The sequence below is a fragment of the Paenilisteria rustica genome (assembly GCF_013820765.1).
Taxonomy (GTDB): domain Bacteria; phylum Bacillota; class Bacilli; order Lactobacillales; family Listeriaceae; genus Listeria_A; species Listeria_A rustica.
In genome coordinates this window covers 37,260-59,239 of sequence record NZ_JABJVM010000019.1, presented here as the reverse complement: position 1 = coordinate 59,239, position 21,980 = coordinate 37,260, and the positions used below count along the sequence as shown (strand labels likewise).

Sequence of the window (21,980 nt, the reverse complement as noted above, 5' to 3'; positions counted from 1 at the left end):
GCTAGCAAATTACTTTACTAGTATTACTTTTGGAAATAGCTTTCTATTTCCGCCCTGCGATTCTTACCTAGAAACATCACTGTCTCTATTGGTTTTATCTTTGTTTCTGTTCAGTTTTCAAAGGTCAGTGCTTTGTTTAACACAACTTTTACATCTTATCATAAATCGTATTAGCGTGTCAACAACTTATTTTTATTAATATTTCCGCGCTCTCAACTCGAGAACTTTTTAAGTATATAATATATATTCATAAAAAGCAACTGTTTTGTTTTAATTCATTAAAATTGTATATTGCATTCATTTTCAAAGCTATTTAAAAAGCCTACCATTGCTTCATGCCTTGTGTACGCTATTGGTTTAGCGGCATCCGTTTGGATTCTATCTTTAATTAGTAAAAGCTTATCATAAAAATGCTGTACACTGGTTGATTCCATATTTTCAGGATTATAAATATACCGCCCTTTAGATCCCCCGTATGTAAAGCATCGCGCTATGCCAATTGCTCCAATTGCGTCCAATCTATCTGCATCTTGTACAATTTTACTTTCCAAACTCAATTTAGTTTGTTCTTTTCTACTTTGGCTGAAGGACACATTTTCAATAATTGATGATATATTTTGGATTTCATTTTCTGCTAACCCGTGAACTCTAAACCAATCTTCCATGACTTCTTTTGCTTCTATGGGATTACTATTCAGTTTTGGATCTGTGAAATCGTGAAACAGAGCGGCCATTCTAACAAGCATAAGATTACCACCTTCTTTACTTTGGATGTATACCGCCATTTTATGAACTCTATCAATATGGTACCAGTCGTGTCCTGTTTTTTCATCTGAGAACTTCTTTTGTATATATGATATAGCTTTTTCTAAAATTTGATTGTCCATTTCTCTCAATACCTCACTTTATATTATCCTATTTTCTTATTTTTATGTAAAATAGATGCAAGGACTCTATATCTTACTTAAGGGGGATTTCTATATGTTCGAATTCAATCAAGTGTTTTTAAAGCGTGATGGAAAAATTTTATTAGATTCCATTGACTGGACTGTTAAAGCTAAAGAAAATTGGGCAGTGCTTGGATTAAATGGTTCTGGAAAAACTACCTTACTGAAATTATTGAATGGCTATCTTTGGCCCACTTCTGGCTCACTCAACGTTTTAGGTCATCAGTTTGGGAAAACATCACTCCCTGAATTACGTAAATCAATCGGCTGGGTCAGTTCCTCTTTACAACAACAGCTACGCGAATATGACCTTGCTGAGTCTATAGTTGTCAGCGGGAAATTTGCTAGTATAGGTTTATATCAAGAAACCACTATTGAAGAGAAAGAGGCTGCTCGTACGATTTTAGTAGCATGTGGCGGAGAAGAATTAATTGGGAAGCATTACGCTATTCTATCACAAGGTGAAAGACAAATTGTACTGATTGCTAGAGCTCTTATGGCAAACCCTGCATTATTGATTCTTGATGAGCCCTGCACTGGACTCGATATTTTTGCAAAAAAACGCTTATTAGAACGTATCGAAGTAATCTCTCAATTACCTACTGCTCCAACTATTCTCTATGTAACACACCATACAGAAGAAATATTATCATGTTTTAGCCATACACTATTACTTAAAGATGGAAAAAAATATGATTCAGGGTTAACTCACACTATGCTTACTAAAGAAAAGTTGTCTTCCTTCTATTGTCATGACGTAGATGTCGTTACTCGCGATAACGGTCAAATATCCATATTCCCTAGATGAAAAAATACCGCTTATGAGAATGCCTCCAAATAGATTTATTCTCATAAGCGATGTTTTCGTTAAGCCTCGTGTTCGAATAGACGTACTACTTCAATAATCACCTGTGTTGCTTTAATCATGCTTTCAACAGAGATATACTCAAATTTACCGTGGTAATTCTCTCCACCTGTAAAAATATTTGGTGTTGGCATACCTTTGAAAGACAATTGCGACCCATCCGTTCCACCTCTAATTGGGCGAATGTCTGGTTCAATCTCCAAATTTTTCATAGCTCTATAGACTACGTCCACAATTTCTTTTACTGGTTCAATTTTTTCTTTCATATTGTAATATTGGTCGTTCATTTCTAAAGCAATATTTTCCTCACCATATTTCGCTTGAAGCTCTTTTACTATTTCAGAAACTCTAGCTTTTCTCATAATGAATGCGTCATGATCAAAGTCACGGATAATATAGTAGGATTTTGCAAGCTCCACGTCACCATTTAGTGAAATTAAGTGGTAAAAACCCTCGTAGCCATCTGTTTTTTCCGGTACTTCTTCCTGTGGTAAATGGCTATGAAACTCCATTGCCATTTTATTGGCGTTGATCATTTTATCTTTAGCTGTCCCCGGATGTACACTGTTACCTTTAAATGTGATCCGAGCAGCTGCGGCGTTAAAGCTCTCATACTCTAATTCGCCGATTGGTCCTCCGTCCATAGTATACGCGAACTTTGCACCGAATGCTTTTACATCAAAGTTGTGCGGCCCACGACCGATTTCCTCGTCTGGTGTGAAAGCTACACGGATTCGCCCATGTTTTATTTCTGGATGCTTTAATAAATAATTCATCGCAACCATTATCTCAGTTATGCCAGCCTTATCATCCGCACCAAGAAGGGTAGTGCCGTCCGTAGTAATTATCGTTTGACCTTTGTATGTAGGCAATTCTGGAAATGCTTCAGGTGAAAGAACAACGCCTTGATCTTTGTTTAACACAATTGATTCCCCATCATAGTTTTCGTGAATTTGCGGAGATACATTTTTACCAGTCATATCGGTTGCTGTATCAATGTGCGCTAAAAACCCTATGGTTGCTATTTCTTTGGTTGTGTTACTTGGAAGTGTAGCCATTACATAACCATTCTCATCTATCGTTACTTCTTCCATTCCGATTGCTTTTAATTCTTCCACCAATATATTTCCTAATTCTAGTTGCCCCTGTGTTGTCGGAACGGTTGAACTTGCCTCACTGGATTGCGTATCTATTTTTACATATTTTGTGAATCGTTCTATTATTTCATTTCTCATTGTTTTTTTCCTCCCTGATTATATTATTTACCGTTTGCTTTATCAACCATTTTCAAGACGGTGTTCCAGTTTCTTGCAGTCGCCCTTACCTGCAGTACCTTTTCAACGAACTTGTTTGAAAATAAGCTATCGGATACGCCTGCATTTAAAGAAATGTATAAAAATCTTCCTGCATGTGAACTCTTATCTTGATGATCTAGGCTCAGCTGTTCTAACTTATTAATCATTGCTTGCTCAGGTATCCTATCTAGGAAATGAACCATCAGTTTATCTCCGTCAAAAGGATTTCGCTTTAGCACCTCTTCATATTCGGATACGTTAAATGCTACGGCTGGGACATCAAAGCCAAAATGTTTCTTGATTAGTGCCTCTATTTCTGTCTGGATAATTTCGTGGTCGCTCTCTTCTCGCTCTGCTATAATATTTCCACTCTGAATATAGGTCGTAATGTTTAGATAACCTTCACTTTGGAGTGCGGCTTTCAAATCAGCCATCTTTATCTTGCGGTTGCCACCCACATTAATGGCTCTCAAGAATATAATATACTTCATCTTCTACCTCCCACTTCCCATTATACCTAATAATTATTGTGAGGTATAATAGTAGATATCGAAGGAGTGATGGAATTGAAATTAATTTCTTGGAATGTCAATGGTCTCAGGGCTGCAGAGAAGAAAGGCTTCATGGATTACTTTAGAGAGGTAGATGCTGATATTTTTTGTCTGCAAGAAACAAAGCTTCAGCAAGGGCAGATTAACTTAGATTTGTCAGGTTATCATGATTATTGGAACTATGCTGTTAAAAAAGGATATTCTGGCACAGCCATTTTCTCTAAATCCGAGCCGCTTTCTGTAAAGTATGGTTTGGATATTGAGGTCCATGATCAGGAAGGGCGTGTGATTACGCTTGAGTACCCTGCATTCTATATGATTACAGTATATACACCAAATTCGCAAAATGAATTGAAACGCCTTGATTACCGGATGGACTGGGAGGATGCTTTCTTGGCGCATTTGAAAAAGTTAGATCAAGTTAAACCGGTCATTGTGTGCGGTGATTTGAATGTAGCACATCAAGAAATCGATTTGAAAAATCCTAAAACAAATCGTAAAAATGCGGGATTTTCGGATGAAGAACGCGGCAAATTTACTGATTTGCTTGCAGGCGGCTTTACAGATTCTTTCCGCCACCTATATCCAGAATTAGAAGGAGCCTATTCTTGGTGGTCTTATCGTATGAATGCACGTGCCCGAAATACTGGATGGCGTATTGACTACTTTGTTGTATCTAATCGCATAGCTGATAAGATTGAGGAAGCCTCAATACACGCGGATGTGATGGGATCAGATCATTGTCCTGTGGAATTAATGATTCGCATTTAGAAGCTATAGTATTCTTATTCGCCAAACTTTTGTAAAACCCTTTAAATTTCAAAAAACGCGTATCCCGATATTGCTGGATACGCGTTTTTCTAATTTATTTATTTTAACGTTGGGGATTCAACCCAACCAAGTCGCTTACCGCCATCATTTATACGGTACCAAATTTTATTGTTCACTACAGCTTGACTGTCTACATGTACCTCGTCTAGACCAGCAAGTGTTCCTCTAACGGCGCTGTTGTCTATGACTGGAAAAGCATAAATTTTTCCTGTTGCATTTTCAACACCCCTGATTAGGTTTACTTCTTGTTCCATAGATGTTGTATAGATCAGTTTTAAATGGTTTGCCTTGATCCAACCAATTTTTTGACCATTTAATGTTGCTTCGTACCAAGTAGAGCCATCGCTTACTTTAGCTCGATTAACAAGTCGTAAATTCTTGCCATTGTAGTTTGATAGATTAGCTTTTTTTGTTGCGCCTTTCATAGTTTCAGGCACACTCCATGCAGAAGCGGAGGCGTTAGGCTTCACTTGTCCATATGCATAGATTCCAGTTTTAGCAGTTACCGTATCGTAGACTTGATCGTATTTCGCAAGGTCGTAAGTTTCTACAGTCTGGATAAGTTGTTCCGCATAGTTCGGATCTGTTGCGTAGCCACCATCTTCAATGATCTGCGCTGCTTTCTTGTAGTCCTCTTCGCCAACCAAGCCCGCATATTTATTCGGATTCCATGAAGGTCCGTTAACAAATAGTAAAGCATGATCTTCCAGTGACTCATAATAGCTTGGGTACGCGCGGAATGGTGCATCTACCGTCGTCCAAGTGTTATCAAAAAATTCTTTCGTATTCATCGTGATGGATTGGCCTTCATAGCTACCTTTGATGCCGAATAGGTTATTAGCTTGTTGTGTTAAGCCACTTTTTCCCCACCCTGATTCTAAAATAGCTTGGGCAATCGTTACACTTGTTAAAACGCCATGCTCACGTTGTAGTTTCTGTGCATCTGGCACTATTTGATCTAGAAATTTCTGCTGGGAATTGGTGTAGCTTATAGATGAATTATTTTCTCGTTCTGCCGCATATGTGCTAACTGGAATACCAATTGTGCCCATCATCATCCCAATTGTTCCTAAAATAGCTACGCTGCGTTTGACTGATTTTTTCATTCGATTTATTCTACACTTCTTTCTGATTTTTTTATAGTATTTTTGTTTTCATGTATCTTTTCAAATCAACAGGGTTCATTCTAGCAAAAATAGTGTTGCATTTAGGTTACAGAAATGTGTCATTTCTGTTTATAATATTACGAAACATGTCTAGACCGCTATTCTTAGCCAGTTTCTAGATGTGTTTTATTTTTGAACACATCAAAAAAACGCCATAATTTTATAGCGTTTTAATGCGAATCACATCTTTATTTACCCAGCCCAACATTTTTGAACCCGATTTTATTTGGTACCAAATCCCATTTTCAGTCTTCATTTCTTGAATAATTTCTACTTTTTTTGTTCCATATTTCGCTAAATCATTTGTCTTTTTCGACCCTTTTGTTCTGGGTGGACTAGACCAAATAGTAGTATCTTTTGTAAGCATTGGTGAACCTATTTCTTGCATGGTTTTTCTGGAAATAATCGTATCGTAAATTCTATCGTATGCTTGCAAGTTTCTTTGCTCGATTAGATCGATTAGCTTATCCGCGTAACCTGGGTCTGTTGCATAACCAGATTTTTGCAGAGCATTGGCCGCCGTGCGATGGTCTTTTGCTTGAACAACTTCACGATATTTATCTTTATCCCAAGAAGTTCCTTTCAAAAATAGATTAGCGTGGTCATCCAGTGATTCAAACCATGTTGGATATTTCCTGAATGCGGCATCAACAGTGATCCACGAATCGTTTTCGTATTCTTGTGTAGGCATTGTTACGGAATCATTTTGATAGCGACCTTTGATACCGAACAAATTCCGTCCTTCTGTCGCTAGTCCGCTGTTCCCCCAGTCAGACTCTAAAATGGCCTGAGCCAAGGTGATACTAGTCAAAATGCCTTCTTTTTCTTGTATTTGTTGTGCATGCCCGGCTAGTAGTTCAATGAATTCTTGCTTTGGATCGACACGCGTTACTTCTACTGGCTCGTCCTCTGTGAAAAACAATTTAGCTGCTACGAAAAAAGCCAATCCGCCGAGTAAAACGACTGCAAGTAAAATTCCAATAAGAAGTGGCTTTTTCTTCCGACGTCTCATTTTTGTAAAACCTACTTTCTGTACCTTGATGCCCTTTTTACCCTATTGCCTTATTGTATCCGAAAAGTAGTACCTTTTGCAACCATCCCGAGACTTAGAAATTATTTTTTGATTCAATAATAATGCCATCTTCTGTATCCCTTATTTTTGCTTTTTTTGGTGCAGAAGATACGATTTTCATGGTGTACATATCTGCCATGCATAGGGCAGAGTGAGCCACAATCAGCAGGTAAATTGCTACTAAATCACCCGGAAACTCCAGGGCTAAAATAACTAGAATCAGGGTTATTAAAACGCATGGTCCAATACTGATGATGTTGAATTGCCATTTAGCGAATAATTGATTTGGACAGTTAAAATAAAGCATACCTTTTTTTAAGCTTATTTTTAGTTTACCATTGCCAAGCACCCAAAAAAGGAGTCCGTGAATGAGTTCGTGAATGGTGAAAACGATGTATAGCGCGATCAAAAACAGTACAATCCCCATTAGGGTGAAGTTGACTGGTACGGCTTCGCGCAAGGCCAATACGATGCCGACAATTAACATGATTACGATTAGAGCAGTGGCCATAATTTTAATGGTTTGCATTCTTTTTTTGTCGTTAACAATGTTGTATTCCTTCGATAATGCTTGTATTCTCATAACAATCTTGACCTCATTTCTTCCAATCCTTGCTAACACAAAATTATCCCGTTTCCCTTCCTTCCATTATAGTATGAAGAACAGGTAGAAAACAATTATTATGTAAAAAAATCTGGTTTCTTCTATATATAAGTGTATAAAAAAATCCCTATCTAGCGTTTAGTTAGATTGAGATTTTTTTATCGCCCTTATTTATATTTTATTTCGAAGCGGAGCGTTGTTTTAAGTTTGTTTGGAGATACTTTTTTGAAATCTGATAAATAAATTTCTTTATGGTTTTTGCTGATTCTTTCTATATGATTTTCTTCGCAGAATGCTTCCATCTTGGCGAACGATGTTGGCTCATCTTCAAAGCTTCCCACGTGTAGCATTTGCAAATTCAGCCCTTCTGTTATTTCTTCCAACTTCAATTGATTAAGGTGTTCCTCGGAAACTTTTTTAGCTGCTTTTTCTTTTGCCATGTCGAAGAGTTCTGCTGTGATAAAGTCTGGTTGGCGTAGCATGATTTTATACGTGAGTTTATCTTTATCAAATGCTAGACTTCCAGGTTCTAGGCTCCAGAATCCTTCTAGCGGGAATACGGTGTAGTCGTAGTATCCTTTAGGGGTTATCCCTTTTTTCGGCATCATTTTTATCGCGTAGGATGTGGCGTATAGTGCTGTAACCAATTCTGAAAAAAGTGGATTATTTGGATTTCCCTTTCCTTGTATTGTGATGTATTTCATTGGCCCGAGATCGATTATTTCAGGATTTGCTTTTGGTAAGTAGATTTTTTTGTCTTGTTTTCGCCATTCATATTTCATGGTTTTCCTCCTTTATTGGGAAACATGCTTCGGTTACCCAGTTTTCTGGATTGGGCTCGGTTGCGATGGATACGTGATAAATATTAAACATCGGACCACTTAATTGATAGTTATGATTTTCTAGCCAAATCGCGACGGTCTCGGTCACGGCTGTCATTTGTTCGTAACTCCCATTTATTATAACAGAGGCTACGGTTACTGCGGGGGCTTCTTTGAAAATTATACAGTTTCTGGACTCGTAATCTGCACTTTTAATGGCAACTTGTACTTCTACGTCGACATCGGCCTCACGGTAAGCTTCATCGTGAAAAATCGCCATGCTATACGGTTCTTTTGCAAATGGGACTTGTTGCGGGATTAGTTCTGCGTATAGTTGCTCCCAAAGCAGACCCTCGCTTGCGAAAGTCGGAATCGTGTCTCGAATGCTAGCAACAAAGCGTTCTGGAATCTCTTTTCTGATAATATGATAGTTCCATTTAGCACTATCTTCCTTTAGAACAGCTAGCGAACTTTCTAGAAGCAGGCTTTGTTGTTTGATTGTCTCCAACTCTTCTTGTAATTCCAGTTCTCGAATCGCAAAATGGGATTGGATGGTCTTCACGTCAGATCCGGATGATAAAATTTCGTTGATGACGGAGAGGCTGAGCCCAATTTCTTTTAGTTTTTGAATTTTGTTGATGGTTTGTAGTTGCTTCGCGGAATAGTGACGATAATTGGTTTCTATGTTAATTTTTTCAGGGATAAGTAAGCCGATTTTATCGTAATGGCGCAAAGAACGGATACTTACGTTTGCTAGTTTGGAAAATTCACCGATTTGGAACATGATGTGCCTCCTTATTAAGCTTTTATATCTTCATTTTAAACTATGACACAGGTGGAGAGTCAAGCGCAGAGCTAAGATTAATCCAGTAATCTTTAAATCCGCTACTTTTTAATTGGAAATTTTTGTAGTAGGCTTGAGAAAGCATCTTGTTTTCGTAGACATAGCAAAACAAACGCTCGTATCACCTGGGATAAAGCGCTTGGCAACGTTGGCTATTACGAAATTTATCAAAAAAATGCCAAAGGTGCACAAGAGTTGATTGGTACAACACCCTCTACTGCCTTCTTTACAACGAATGTTCATACTGTTAAAGGAAAAGCTCAAATTACAGTGAAAGCTATCGTGTATTGAACGAAAAAAGTGGTCTGCTAGCAACTTGAGCAGACCACTTTCCTATTTCTTTTTATCGATAAACCAGCTTCCTAGAGCCCCGACTAGTAGAATTCCTAGCGATGGTATCGAGTAATCTACAAAGAACGTTGTGAATTCAATTCCAGCGAACTTCAATGCAACCGTTACTAATCTGGCTACCAATAAAATAAGGCCAATAATGACTAACACGTTAAAAAATAATTTCAAAAAATGCATGCCGTCTCCTCCTGTCTCTCTCCCATGTTATAATTTAATAGAAGAAAGTTCAAGTTTGGGAGTGTTAACATGACGTATCCACGAGAACTAATCGATCCAATTATTCTTAAAAATAAAGAATTTGACTTGGAGGGCTTTGTCTTTGGTAATGGTGATTTTTCACCAGATATCATGTTGATTGGTGAGGCTCCTGGTGAAGTCGAGATTAGAACTGGGATTCCATTTACTGGACGTTCTGGTAAGGAGCTCGACAAGACACTTGCTATCGCTGGTTTAACACGCGATCAAGTCTATATTACGAGTGTTGTTCGAAGCCGTCCATTTGGTAGGAAAACGATGATCGATAACACAGGACAAAAAATCGAGAAACGTCCGAATCGAATGCCAAAACAACAAGAAATTCTTTTACACGCACCGCTTCTTGATTATGAAATCGCGCAAGTTAAGCCAAAATTAATCATTGCTTTGGGTGGCTGCTCATTGAAGCGCCTCATCGATAACAAAATGACGATTTCTGAATCTCACGGTAACATTTGGCATGGGAAGATTAAACAACTTGATACCGATTCGAACTACGTACCCTCCCAGCAAGCCTACGATATTTTTCCAACATTCCACCCTGCCGCCATTTTCTACAATCGTAAAATAGAACCGCAACTCATTGCAGATTGGGAAAAGTTGAAGAAAATTTTAGCGGTGAGAGCAATATAAACGACAGATCCGCACGTTTGTTCTATAATGAGACTATTACTGAAAAAGGGGGATCGTTTGATGACACTATTATTGATGTTGGCTGGACTGATGGCGGGGATGACTATCCCTGTTCAAACGGCAGTGAATTCACGACTACGCGGCTATACAAAATCGCCTTTTATCGCCTCTTGGGTGTCTTTTTTGATTGGAAGCATTATTTTGATTGCTTTAGCACTCGTTTTTGAGCACGGTTGGACATTTGATGTACATATGCTGGCGGTGAATCCTTGGTGGATTTGGTTTGGCGGCGGCGCGCTTGGTGTGTTCTTTTTAACGTCAAATATTTTATTAATGCCACGACTCGGATCAGCTTTGACCGTCGTGATTACGCTTTGTGGGCAGATGGTGATGGCGCTATTGATTGACCATTTCGGTTGGTTTGGCGTGCCGATTCATGAGCTTAATTTGCCAAGAGTCATTGGAATTGCGATGATGTTTTTCGGCGTTATTCTGATGCAGCGTTACTAAGGGAGGCTTTTTTATGACAACAAAAAAATCTAAATCGATGATCGCGTTTATGTGCATGGGGCTTGTCGCGGGCATGATGTCGCCAATTCAGACTTCTATCAACAGCCGATTGCGGATTGCAGTAGACTCGCCGATTATTGCGTCGATGATCTCCTTTCTAGTCGGGATGACGTTACTTCTGCTCATATCCCTCATTGTCGAACGCAGACTAACCTTTCAACTGCGCGGTGTTGGCCGAATTCCGTGGTGGATTTTCACTGGCGGTGCGCTTGGCGTGATTTTCGTTACGTCGAATATTTTACTGCTACCACTGCTCGGTTCTGCGCTGACTGTTGTTTTGGCGCTTTGTGGCCAGATGATTATCGCGCTGACAATTGACCATTTTGGCTGGTTCGGGATTATCAAGCATCCGATTAATCGTTACCGCATACTCGGTGTGCTTTCGATGGTTGGCGGTGTTTTATTAATTCAATGGTTCTAAAAAAAGGATTTCCTGCATCTAGGCGGGAAATCCTTTTTTAGTCGTCATTCCAGGCTTTCTTTATTCGAAATTACTGCTATAATAATTAGAGGCTCAGTCAGAAAAAAGGGAGATGAGGCAGTGATTACTAAGATACCTTTTAATAATGGAAAATATGATTGGATTAATATCAATATTGAGAACCCCACGGAATTAAAAAAGTTCTATGAAGAATATGAGATTGATGATGAGGTTGTGGCTTATTCGCTGGATAGAAACGAGCGCGCGCATTTGGAATACGATTTAGCAACGAATACATTTGTGCTGTTTTTCAACGTGCCAAACAATGAGAAAATTGACGATCATTATGAAACGATTCCGATGACGTTTTTGATTAAAGGTTCGCAATTTATTACGGTGACGAACGCGAAAAACCAATATGTTGCGGATAAAATGAAGCGATATTTGGATCACAACGATGAAAAAACGATTTTTGAGTTCTTGTTTAGTTCTTTGTTTATGATTACCGATTCTTATTTTCCGTTCGTCGAGCAAATGGACGCAGATCGAAAAACAATCAATGATAAGCTGAAGGAAAAAACGACGAAGCAAAACTTACTTTCTCTATCTGATTTAGAGACCGGGATTGTTTATTTTGTCTCTGCATCCAAGCAAAATCTAGTTTTGTTAGAGCAGATCAAGACACATATTATTTATCGGACGCTCGATGCGAGTGAGAAAGAGCAGTTTGAAGATGCGGTGATTGAGGCGAAGCAGCTGGTTGAGATGACCCAATTATCATCACAAATTTTGCAGCAGTTATCAGGGACGTACAATAATATTTTGAATAATAATCTGAATGATACGATTAAGATTTTGACGGTATTGTCGATTCTGCTAACGATTCCAACGATTATTACCGGCTTTTTCGGGATGAACATGCCCTTGCCACTTGAGCATAATCCATTTGGTTGGGTCACTACGATCGCGATTAGTGTCGTTGTTTGGTTCGTACTTTCCTATGTATTACGCAGATTGTTGAGACGGTGAAAAAGACTGAACGCTGAGCCCAGAAAGCTTAACGTTCAGTCTTTTTTCAGTTAAACGGATACTCGTCGTTTAAAATAGCATCGATCGTATTAAATACGCCCTCTTCGTTGTTCGTGTCCGTCATATAATTTGCCGCTGCTTTAACTGGCTCCGTCGCATTCTCCACTGCAAAACCATATGCCACGTGGCGCAACATCTCTATATCGTTGCTACTGTCGCCAAAAGCCACTGTTTCATGATCCTCAATTTGACATATATCCTGAATCCATTTCACGCCATGCGCCTTATGCAACCCAGGAATAATCAAATCAATATACACATTTCCACTCGTTACAGGAGTAATGAAATCGCCAACACTTTCATCCAACTTACTCAACACTTCTGGCACTTCCGATTCGTTAAAAGTAAGCGCGAATTTGAAAATCGTATCATTGATGGTATAGAGATCGTCCACGCGCTTTAGTTTATGGTAATATTTCAAGCTTTGATTGAAGTTCGCCTCACTCGTATTAGCAGCAACGTACGCACTATCTCGTCCACAAACAACAAGACTAAGCGGCTGGAAATCATGAAGAATATCGAGGACTTGATGCACGGTTTTCTCATTCATTTCACCACAAAAAACTTCCTCGTTTGAATGGACGATATACGCACCATTTTCAGCCACAAAAGAAATCTCATGCGCAAAATCTGGAAAGAATGATTTTAATTGATAATACTGATTTCCACTTGCGACAACGAAACGGATACCACGTTTTTTCAATTCGGTATATTGACGATTGAAGCGTTCGCGGTTGTAGTCTTGGTCGTTATTCAAGAATGTGCCATCCATGTCGGCTGCGATTAGTTTTATTGGCATTTTGGGTTGGCTCCTTTTTAAGTTGTATTTAGCTTTATTGTAACATTTCTACGTGCAAAAAAAGAGCCGAAACCTATAAAGGATTTCGAACTCTTTGGAAGTTATCCCCGCTCAGCAAGGTGATGCTAATATTAAATATATTAGTTTAGTTTTAGCGTGGTTTTATACACTTAAAATTCATATTTTCCATATTATTTGGCTCTTATCAAATTTCTGTTATCAGAATTTTATCATCTTACTCTTAACTTTCCAATACACTTGTTAATCCTATAAATGACTACTCCTCGAAATGATTATATCTTCTAGCTTTAGAGTTCACAATGTTTTGAGTGGTTATTCAATTTATTTCTGATTGGTTGTTCTTTCTCTCTTAACAATGCAAAATTCTTGACCGCTTCAATATTTTATTATTTAAGTCAATTAATACTTCCATTTATTATCTGCAAGAAAACTACTCAGCCTATTTCCTAACTCTACTTCACTCATATACTCACTAAAAACCATTTCTAAATTTTTATGTTCTAGCGCATCTTTACTACTTATTCGCCATAATGGAATCTCGTGATGCTCTAATATTTGCTCCTTTATACTATCTCTCCGCTGTTGCTCAGGTTCCTTGTGACTTTCTCCATCAAGTTCAATTACTAGTACTGGTTTTTCTGTAAGTTCGTTAACAATTGTGAAGTCAAGATGCGCTCCTTTATTCAAAGCAAATTTTTTGTGTTCTGGATGTGCATTTAGATATTTTTTATCTCCTGCTACATCTGCAACTGTTAATTTCATATTTATTGAAAACCCAGGATAATTTGCCATAATTATTAACATTCTATCATAGAGTGATTTTTCCCAGACACTTTCATACATAGCAGTCTTCTTAAAATAAGGTATCTGCTTATATAAATAACTAAATATCGAATTCACATTTGATTCCAATATATTTCCATATGTTTCAATATACTCGATGAGATCTTTCAATTCATGCTTCTGCTCTTTAAAAAATTTATCATGTGTAAATAAAACAAACTCATCTTCTGCTCGTGATACAGCCACATTAATAGTCTCGTTTCCCAATGTATTCGTATTTTTACAGTGTTCTATTTCATGAGTAAGGACGGTTGAGAGGATAACTCTTTTACTTTCTCTTCCTTGAAACTTATATATCGTTCCTGTCGTAGTTGCAAGTTCTGTAATACTTTCTTTTAAATTTTCTTCTTGTTTCGCATATGGGGTGATTATTGCAGTGTCACTAAAATTATCTCCTATATATTTTTTAATTGCAACCTCTTCTATTCTATTAAAATAGCTTCCATCACCATTTTTTCTTAGACCATAATCAGAATTTTTTTCTTGATTTAATGCCATAATTTTTATGCTCTCCGATAATGAATTCTTAGAATAGATTTCCAACTCATCATTATAATATTTTTTATTACAATAATTTATAATATTAAAATCACATCTATAATGCTCTTTAAGCAATACTTCGGGTGGTTCACACACACTTAGAATAGATTCCAATAGATTTTTCTTTGAAAAAGAATATTTATAATCTATATTATATTTCTCCATTAGCTTTTCATCTTCTATCGCTAATTCTTTATCAACTATATGAGAAAGCTGTTTTGTATCCCCCACTATTATTATCTTCATAGCGTTGTTTATTGTTGGTATAGCTGTAATAATGTTTGCTTGTGATGCTTCATCAATAATAACATAATCATATCTTGAGTACCCTACATTAGATACAACTGAGTCCAAGGTTGTAAGAACAACTGGATAAATGTTCAATATTTGTTGCTTTATACTAAAAAAGCTATCAATTTTTTCTTTTTGAACAATATCATTACACTCATTTTCGCATGATTGAAACTTATTTTTTATTTTATTATTAATTTGTTCAATTGATTCTTTTCTGTACACCTCATAAAGCTTACCTATTTTTTCTTGCTTTTCTGGGAGTTTACGAGTTTTATTTTCCAGATATTTAATCATCTTTATTGCATAAAGTTGTTCTAGCCTCCACTGATACATTGTATAGTTATCAGTATCAATTCTTTTTTCTGAAAATCGCACACGGAAATAAGCCTTATTCAATAACGTATTTGCTTTTGTTCTTTGATTACGTAAAAACTCTATTTCTCTTTTTAATTCTGATGGAAAAACAAGTAATTTATTTATTTCTATTTTTGTTGCATCTGCATTGTATGTGCTTATTTTTTTATCTATATGCCTTTTTTGTGTATATAATTCACTTAATTGATTTTTATATTTTATAAGTTCTGCACACTCAAGTTCAAGTAGGTTAATCTTATTAATTAGTTTTTCTAGATCTATTTTTCTCCAATTACTTTTTCGTTTTTCTTTCAATCGTTCCAAATCATTTTTCATTTTTTCTTGAATATTATCTACTAGCTTGCTTGTATAACATTTATTTCCTAGTCGTATTGAAAAATTAAACATTTTTTCTAATCCATCTAATTTTTCAGCGACATTATCAATAGCACTATTATTATTTGATACTACAAGCACCTTCTTATCTTCAACTATAGCATTACAAATTATATTAAGAATTGTTTGCGTTTTACCTGTTCCAGGCGGTCCCTGAATCACCGAAATATCATACTCTAAAGCATTGGTAACAGCCTTTTTTTGAGATTGATTCGAAATAAAAGGCAACATCAGTGCTTTACTTTCTTGATTCAAAATTATTCTTTCTGCTTTATTCCCATTCATAAATTTTTTAAATATTGCTTTATTAAACTTATGGGCATCACTAGATAAAATTTTCTCTTTTGTTGACTGCATACTGAAATTTAGCCCCTCAGCAACTTTAGGATTATTTTTAATATTTCCGCCTATTAAGTAGTCAATTATTTCATTATAGTAACTGTATATATTATTGGAGGTGTATGCTTTATATTCATATTTAACTTCCTTTTCCACAGGAATATCACTATTTCTTAGACGCAAGCTCTTCATTCTATCTATAACATATTCAAAAGATCTTGTACTGAATAATAATCGTACTTTTCCCTCCGCCTCATCAATATGTTGTATCCCGTTTGGTTTATGAGTCTTTCTATTTCCTTGCATGTTTGTATATTCGAATTCAAATTTCTCTTTATCTCCTTGTCGTGCCCACAGAAAATCTATATTTCTCATATTATATCCATCATCCCTTAATATAAAATCTCATTTTTCCATCCTCATTACTTTATTATACCAATTTGTATATTCTTTCTCAATAACCGAATACACAATAAAAACAGATATTTCTATCTGCTCCTACCTCACTATATCAATAGATACACTAGCTCTTTCTTGTAAAAACAAATCAATATTATCAAATGCTACTGATTCTGAAATTAAATATACTAGTTTAGTTTTACTGAGTGAATCAATTTCATAACTCCACTTTTGTTTTCACAGGAATAATAACCCTTTCCATTTCGGAATAGCGCAGGCAAAGAGGTTTGAAAATTTGATATTAGTTATTTTTTGATATTTACCAATGTGGCATGGGGAGGTAGCCATTTTTGATGTTAGGAAAGTCATTGTACCACAACTCTTTTGAATTATGAAATTGGTTCACTAGGCTTTATTATTGTATTGATACTCCTTTTCCGTTCATGCAGCCAACTATCTTAGATTTTTTCATCACTCACAACAATTCTATATGTACTCTAAAACCCCTATCCTTTTCGGTAGGGGTTTTGGCAGGGACCCATTTTCTTTTACATATAAATCCCCTTTTTATTCATCTTCAAACGCATATATAAGCCGTTTAACGCCTCAATTCTCTTTAGCTACTTATTCCCACTCCACAGTCGCGGGCGGCTTACTCGTAATATCATACACAACGCGATTCACATGCGCTACTTCATTCACGATTCGCGTCGAGATCAACTCCAACACTTCCCATGAAATCCGTGCCCAGTCTGCTGTCATGCCATCAATCGAGGTTACCGCACGGATAACAACGGTGTGGTCGTACGTACGGCCGTCGCCCATCACGCCTACGCTGCGGATGTTTGGTAATGCCGTGAAATATTGCCAAATTTCGCGATCTAAACCGGCATTCTTAATTTCTTCGCGTAAAATGTAATCGGAATCGCGGACGATTTCTAGTTTCTCTTCCGTGATTTCGCCGAGTACGCGGATGCCTAGTCCTGGACCTGGGAATGGTTGGCGCCAAACGATTGCGTCGGGCATTCCTAATTCTAGTCCCAGTGCGCGAACTTCGTCTTTGAATAGTGTGTTTAGGGGTTCAATCAATTGGAACTGCATGTCTTCTGGCAACCCGCCAACGTTATGGTGGGACTTGATTGTTTGTGCTGTTGCTGTTCCGCTTTCGATAATGTCGGTGTACAGTGTTCCTTGTGCTAGGAATTCAACGCCATCAAGCTTGGTTGCTTCGTCGTCGAAAACGTATATGAACTCGTTACCAATTGTTTTACGTTTTTGCTCAGGGTCAGAAACGCCGGCAAGTTTTGTCATGAAGCGTTCTTTGGCGTCGACTTTGATAATATTCATGTGGAAATCGCCGTATAGTGTCTCCATCACTTGCTCTGCTTCGCCTTTACGTAGCAAACCGTGATCGACAAAAATACAGGTTAACTGGTCGCCAATCGCTTTGTGAATCAGAACGCCGACTACAGAGGAATCTACGCCGCCAGAAAGGGCTAGCAGTACTTTTTTATCGCCGACTTGTTCGCGGATTTTAGCAACCTCAACGTCAATGAAGTTCTCCATCGTCCAGTCGCCTTTACAACCGCAGATGTTTAGCGCGAAGTTTTTCAGTAGCTCGGTACCGTGAACGGAATGTTGTACTTCTGGGTGGAATTGCACGCCGTACATTTTGCGGTCTTCGTTTGTGATTGCCGCAATCGGGCATGATGCGCTGGTAGCAGTGACTTCAAAGCCTGCTGGTTCGGCAACGACTAAGTCACCGTGACTCATCCAAACGACTTGATCGGTCGGTAATGCTGCAAAAAGGCGGGATGGTTTCTCAACGTTGATTGTCGCTTTGCCGTACTCGCGGTCTTTTGCGGGCTCTACTTTTCCAGCGAAGTGGTTCGTCATCAGCTGCATGCCGTAACAAATGCCGAGGATTGGAATACCCATCTCGAATAGGTCTTCGTCGCAACGGAACGCGCCTTCATCATAGACACTGTTCGGGCCGCCTGAGAAAATAATTCCAGTTGGATTCAAGGCTTTCATTTCTTCCACCGTAATTGTGTGTGGGTGCAACTCGCTGTACACGCCAAATTCACGGATACGACGCGTAATCAATTGGTTATACTGACTGCCAAAATCAAGAACGATAATTTTCTCTTGCTCTGTAAAATCTTTCATATTCCTTCACAAAACCCCTTTAAAATTTATTTATGTAAGTTGCGCGTGTTTCAAGTTCTTCTCTTTATTGTAACGTCTGGTCTGGATTCTTGCAACCGTAAAAATCGGGATTTATCAATGTCAGCGCTTGCTTTAAAATAACATCTCCCCGCATCCTTCCAAATGACAGAGAATCTATATTTGCGCACGGAATTCCAAGCTCCTTCAAGACAGCTTCCGCGTTCTTAAAAAGATATTTGACTTGCGGCGACACGAGAACGGCATCGACTTTTGCATAACCTTGAAGACGCGTGGTGCTCACCATCCCAATCGGTCCCATCACAACGACGAGATCTTTATCTTGGTGGGATTCGAAACGGTTGTATTTGAGATCTTCCGGGAACAAAAGGGCTGCAGTCATGCCTTGCTTCTCGGCTTCTTTTACAACATTTTGCGCCATTAAGCTTGATGTAGCACCGCCCGCGCAAACGATGAGTAGTTTTTTCATTTGTAAGCTTCCTCTCAAGATCATTTAGTAAAACCCTAACATAAAGAAACGCCTAACCCATTACGAGGTAAGACGAAGATTAGGGTATTCGCAAAATCGAGCGAAAGCGTTTGTATTCAGGATATTCGGTGGAAGCCGGAAGCGGAGCGTACGACTGTACGTGAGAACCGGAAGTCTGCCGAATATCCTGAATGCGAGCGCTTGTCGCCGATTTATTTTGATTATAGAAACGACTCTATAGTCCTTTTCCGCCGACTACGTCCATGCTTACGCTTTTTTCGATGGACTCAATGAGTGGTTTCGCGCGCTCAATCACGGCTTTGACCTCTTCATTGTCGAGTGATGCTTTGTGATGTCCGGAATCTGTCCAAACCTCTGTCACAATCACTGTATCGGGATCATCCTCGTTCACGCTAACGACGTATTGAATGCACGCGTTATATTTATCAAGCCCAGTCGCTGCCTCTAGCAAAATATTGACTAGCGCTTTCCTGTTTCCTGGATGCGCTTTGAATTTTGTAATTAAACCAAATGCGATTTTCATTGTCATCTCCTCCTCAAAACTAATTTTTCCAAAAGTCATCAAAGATTGTGATTGCCATGTGACGCTTATGCTGCGTTTTTAAATACCAATTTTCGATCTGAATCGCGATTTCTGTTGGGATTTTTTTGCCTTCTAGATAGTCATCAATGTTATCGTAAGTCACTCCGAGCGCAACTTCATCGGGTAAAGCTGGTTTATTTTCTTCGAGATCCGCGGTCGGTTTTTTCAGATAGAGATGCTCTGGACAACCGAGCGTTTTTAGAAGCGCCTTGCCTTGGCGTTTGTTCAAGCGAAACAGTGGATTAATATCCGTTCCGCCATCACCGTATTTCGTGTAAAAGCCTGTCACTGCCTCAGCGGAATGGTCGGTACCAACGACAGCGCCATGATTCATCGCCGCGATACTATACTGCGCCTTCATCCGTTCGCGCGCTTTTTCATTGCCTTTTGCAAAATCGGAAAGTTCGATATCCGCTTCAAGCAATGTCGCCGTGCTCGCATCGACGGCCGCTTTAATATTGATGGTCACCACGCGATCTGGCTCGATAAAATCAAGCGCGTCTTGGCAGTCGGCCTCGTCAAACTGCGTGCCGTATGGTAAACGTACCGCGATAAATTGATAGGACTCGTCTCCCGTGGCTTCGCGCAGTTCGCTGATGGCCATTTGTGACAGCTTCCCAGCGAGCGTGGAATCTTGCCCTCCTGAAATGCCGAGTACGAGCGATTTGATAAATGGGTATTTCGTCAAATAGGCTTTTAAAAACTCTACACTTTGGCGAATTTCTGCCGTTTCATCGATTTTTGGTAACACATGCATTTCTGCGATAATCTGTTTTTGTAGACTCATTCTCCTGCCCCCTTCACTTGCTTAAAATGGAATATCAAAATTGACCGGTGAATGTTTCTGTACGGTTTTGCGGACGTTTTCGATATTTTGCATTTTATTTTTCCAACATTTCACGCTTAAATCAACTGGGTATTGTTCTGGTCGCACCGTCCGTTGATATTCATCCCAAAGCAAGGCTAAATTTTCTTCTTTGTATTTGCGCGTCTGTTCTAAAGTTGGTCTTTGGTATACTAATTCCCCTTTTTCGTAAATTGGAACCAATAATTCTTTTGCGGTGAAATTGGTGACTTCTTTTGTGATATATGTGTGGATTGGGTGGAACATCGTTAGCGTGTCGACGCCTTCCAATGACTCGTTTTCCAAGCAAATGTAGTCGCCTTCTGCTTTTGGTCCTTCTTCGTTTGTGATAATGCGATAGACCTTTTTCTTGGCAGGAGTCGTGACTTTTTCGGTATTGCTGGAAAGCTTGATTGAGTCTTGTAAAACATCCTGCTCGTCGGCGATTGCGACCAGTTTATAAACCGCACCCAGCGCTGGTTGATCGTACGCCGTAATCAGTTTCGTTCCAACGCCCCACGCGTCGATTTTCGCCTTTTGCGCTTTTAAGTGGAGGATCGTTGTTTCATCTAAATCGCTCGACGCAAAAATTTTCGCATCAGGGAATCCCGCTTCATCCAACATTTGACGAGCTTTTTTCGATAGGAAGGCCATATCTCCACTATCCAAACGAATACCGATAAAATTGATGGTATCGCCCATTTCTTGCGCAACTTTAATCGCGTTTGGAATGCCCGATTTCAACGTATCGTACGTATCCACTAGGAAAATCGAATCTTTATGTGTCTGCGCATAGCGTTTAAAAGCTTTATATTCATCGCGGTAAGCCTGAACCATCGAGTGGGCCATCGTTCCCGAGATTGGAATCCCGAAAGTTTTGCCGGCACGCATGTTACTCGTTGAATCACAACCGCCGATGTAAGCCGCACGTGCGCCCCAAAGCGCTGCATCCATTTCTTGCGCGCGTCTCGTTCCAAATTCAGCTAGCAGTTCGCCTTCCACAACATTTTTAATCCGAGCTGCTTTCGTCGCGATTAACGTTTGGAAATTCACAATGTTAAGTAGTGCCGTCTCGATTAATTGCGCCTCTGCAAGGTTCGCCTCAACTTGAATAATCGGTTCGGTCTTAAACACAAATTCGCCTTCTACAACCGAGCGAATCGTCCCAGTAAACCGTAAATTTTTCAGATAATCAATAAATTCTTCTTCAAAATCGGTTTCTTCGCGCAAATAAGCAATATCAGTGTCGGTAAATCGCAAATTCTCCATATAGTCGATAATGCGCTCAAGCCCTGCAAACACACAAAAACCCGTGTCAAATGGCATATCGCGGAAAAAAACCTCAAAAACAGCGCGTCGTTCATGAATATTATCATCCCAATACGCCTTCATCATATTAATTTGATACAAATCAGTGTGTAGCGTCTTACTATCATCTAGAAATAAAGTCATACTCCATACTCCTGTCTATGTTTTCTTATAAAACATCATAGCTTAAATCGGACAGAAAAGCTAACTTTATAAGCTGTATTTAACTTTTTATTCTTCATTCGGCGTTTGAGTAGAACGATACGAC

23 protein-coding genes are annotated in these 21,980 nt (G+C 38.7%); 7 read left to right on the top strand and 16 right to left on the bottom strand.

What is annotated here, in order from left to right:
- Positions 1-278: 278 nt before the first annotated feature.
- Positions 279-887, bottom strand: coding sequence for an HD domain-containing protein (locus HPK16_RS14320; protein ID WP_181677597.1), 609 nt, complete (start codon positions 885-887; stop codon positions 279-281).
- Positions 888-981: 94 nt separating this feature from the next.
- On the opposite strand from HPK16_RS14320, the gene HPK16_RS14315 reads away from it, so the two are divergent.
- Positions 982-1,755: an ABC transporter ATP-binding protein gene (locus HPK16_RS14315; protein ID WP_181677596.1), complete on the top strand. Its 774-nt coding sequence runs from the start codon at positions 982-984 to the stop codon at positions 1,753-1,755.
- A gap of 59 nt (positions 1,756-1,814) precedes the next feature.
- On the opposite strand, the gene pepT is transcribed toward HPK16_RS14315, so the two are convergent.
- Both pepT and HPK16_RS14305 read right to left on the bottom strand, forming a co-directional pair.
- On the bottom strand, positions 1,815-3,047 hold the full coding sequence (gene pepT / locus HPK16_RS14310; protein ID WP_181677595.1) for a peptidase T: 1,233 nt from the start codon (positions 3,045-3,047) through the stop codon (positions 1,815-1,817).
- 23 nt (positions 3,048-3,070) lie between these two features.
- The gene (locus HPK16_RS14305) at positions 3,071-3,598 is read right to left on the bottom strand and encodes a DUF1697 domain-containing protein (protein WP_181677594.1); all 528 of its coding nucleotides are present in this window, start codon (positions 3,596-3,598) and stop codon (positions 3,071-3,073) included.
- 75 nt (positions 3,599-3,673) lie between these two features.
- Between HPK16_RS14305 and HPK16_RS14300 the strand changes: the two genes are divergently transcribed.
- On the top strand, positions 3,674-4,429 hold the full coding sequence (locus HPK16_RS14300) for an exodeoxyribonuclease III (RefSeq protein WP_181677593.1): 756 nt from the start codon (positions 3,674-3,676) through the stop codon (positions 4,427-4,429).
- Between the two features lie 98 nt (positions 4,430-4,527).
- On the opposite strand, the gene HPK16_RS14295 is transcribed toward HPK16_RS14300, so the two are convergent.
- From HPK16_RS14295 to HPK16_RS14275, 5 genes are all read right to left on the bottom strand, one after another.
- Positions 4,528-5,595 carry a glucosaminidase domain-containing protein gene (locus tag HPK16_RS14295; protein WP_181677592.1) on the bottom strand — a complete coding sequence of 356 codons (1,068 nt, stop codon included), beginning with the start codon at positions 5,593-5,595 and terminating at the stop codon, positions 4,528-4,530.
- A gap of 220 nt (positions 5,596-5,815) precedes the next feature.
- Positions 5,816-6,667, bottom strand: a complete 852-nt coding sequence (locus tag HPK16_RS14290; RefSeq protein ID WP_181677591.1) for a glucosaminidase domain-containing protein — start codon at positions 6,665-6,667, stop codon at positions 5,816-5,818.
- Positions 6,668-6,761: 94 nt separating this feature from the next.
- Positions 6,762-7,310, bottom strand: coding sequence for a DUF3267 domain-containing protein (locus HPK16_RS14285; RefSeq protein WP_181677590.1), 549 nt, complete (start codon positions 7,308-7,310; stop codon positions 6,762-6,764).
- Between the two features lie 188 nt (positions 7,311-7,498).
- Positions 7,499-8,113 carry a GyrI-like domain-containing protein gene (locus HPK16_RS14280; protein ID WP_181677589.1) on the bottom strand — a complete coding sequence of 205 codons (615 nt, stop codon included), beginning with the start codon at positions 8,111-8,113 and terminating at the stop codon, positions 7,499-7,501.
- Complete coding sequence (locus tag HPK16_RS14275) at positions 8,103-8,936, bottom strand: MerR family transcriptional regulator (RefSeq protein ID WP_181677588.1); 834 nt, start codon at positions 8,934-8,936, stop codon at positions 8,103-8,105. Before HPK16_RS14275 ends, HPK16_RS14280 begins: the two co-directional genes overlap by 11 nt.
- Positions 8,937-9,032: 96 nt before the next feature.
- On the opposite strand from HPK16_RS14275, the gene HPK16_RS17215 reads away from it, so the two are divergent.
- Positions 9,033-9,287 (top strand): GH85 family endohexosaminidase C-terminal domain-containing protein, encoded by a 255-nt coding sequence (locus HPK16_RS17215; protein WP_425487941.1) that lies wholly within the window; start codon positions 9,033-9,035, stop codon positions 9,285-9,287.
- A gap of 42 nt (positions 9,288-9,329) precedes the next feature.
- Here the strand turns inward: HPK16_RS17215 and HPK16_RS14270 are convergent, their stop codons facing one another.
- Positions 9,330-9,524, bottom strand: coding sequence for a hypothetical protein (locus HPK16_RS14270; RefSeq protein ID WP_181677587.1), 195 nt, complete (start codon positions 9,522-9,524; stop codon positions 9,330-9,332).
- Positions 9,525-9,593: 69 nt separating this feature from the next.
- Between HPK16_RS14270 and HPK16_RS14265 the strand changes: the two genes are divergently transcribed.
- From HPK16_RS14265 to HPK16_RS14250, 4 genes are all read left to right on the top strand, one after another.
- A complete protein-coding gene (locus HPK16_RS14265) occupies positions 9,594-10,235 on the top strand; it encodes a uracil-DNA glycosylase (protein WP_181677586.1) in 642 nt (213 codons plus the stop codon).
- 60 nt (positions 10,236-10,295) lie between these two features.
- Complete coding sequence (locus tag HPK16_RS14260) at positions 10,296-10,745, top strand: DMT family transporter (RefSeq protein WP_059140529.1); 450 nt, start codon at positions 10,296-10,298, stop codon at positions 10,743-10,745.
- Positions 10,746-10,758: 13 nt separating this feature from the next.
- Entirely contained in the window at positions 10,759-11,226 is a 468-nt protein-coding gene (locus HPK16_RS14255) for a DMT family transporter (protein WP_181677585.1), read from the top strand.
- A gap of 120 nt (positions 11,227-11,346) precedes the next feature.
- On the top strand, positions 11,347-12,255 hold the full coding sequence (locus tag HPK16_RS14250) for a CorA family divalent cation transporter (protein WP_181677584.1): 909 nt from the start codon (positions 11,347-11,349) through the stop codon (positions 12,253-12,255).
- A gap of 46 nt (positions 12,256-12,301) precedes the next feature.
- On the opposite strand, the gene HPK16_RS14245 is transcribed toward HPK16_RS14250, so the two are convergent.
- The 7 genes from HPK16_RS14245 to HPK16_RS14215 all read right to left on the bottom strand — a co-directional run bounded on the left by HPK16_RS14245 (position 12,302) and on the right by HPK16_RS14215 (position 21,856).
- Entirely contained in the window at positions 12,302-13,114 is an 813-nt protein-coding gene (locus HPK16_RS14245) for a Cof-type HAD-IIB family hydrolase (protein WP_181677583.1), read from the bottom strand.
- A 420-nt stretch (positions 13,115-13,534) separates the two neighbouring features.
- Positions 13,535-16,276, bottom strand: a complete 2,742-nt coding sequence (locus tag HPK16_RS14240; RefSeq protein WP_181677582.1) for an AAA domain-containing protein — start codon at positions 16,274-16,276, stop codon at positions 13,535-13,537.
- 648 nt (positions 16,277-16,924) lie between these two features.
- Complete coding sequence (guaA, locus tag HPK16_RS14235; protein WP_181677581.1) at positions 16,925-18,469, bottom strand: glutamine-hydrolyzing GMP synthase; 1,545 nt, start codon at positions 18,467-18,469, stop codon at positions 16,925-16,927.
- A 64-nt stretch (positions 18,470-18,533) separates the two neighbouring features.
- Positions 18,534-18,956, bottom strand: coding sequence for a PTS sugar transporter subunit IIB (locus HPK16_RS14230; RefSeq protein WP_181677580.1), 423 nt, complete (start codon positions 18,954-18,956; stop codon positions 18,534-18,536).
- 235 nt (positions 18,957-19,191) lie between these two features.
- Complete coding sequence (locus tag HPK16_RS14225; protein WP_036092636.1) at positions 19,192-19,500, bottom strand: putative quinol monooxygenase; 309 nt, start codon at positions 19,498-19,500, stop codon at positions 19,192-19,194.
- A 19-nt stretch (positions 19,501-19,519) separates the two neighbouring features.
- Positions 19,520-20,347 (bottom strand): ammonia-dependent NAD(+) synthetase, encoded by an 828-nt coding sequence (nadE, locus tag HPK16_RS14220; RefSeq protein WP_181677579.1) that lies wholly within the window; start codon positions 20,345-20,347, stop codon positions 19,520-19,522.
- Positions 20,348-20,368: 21 nt separating this feature from the next.
- A complete protein-coding gene (locus HPK16_RS14215) occupies positions 20,369-21,856 on the bottom strand; it encodes a nicotinate phosphoribosyltransferase (protein ID WP_181677578.1) in 1,488 nt (495 codons plus the stop codon).
- Positions 21,857-21,980: the final 124 nt, after the last annotated feature.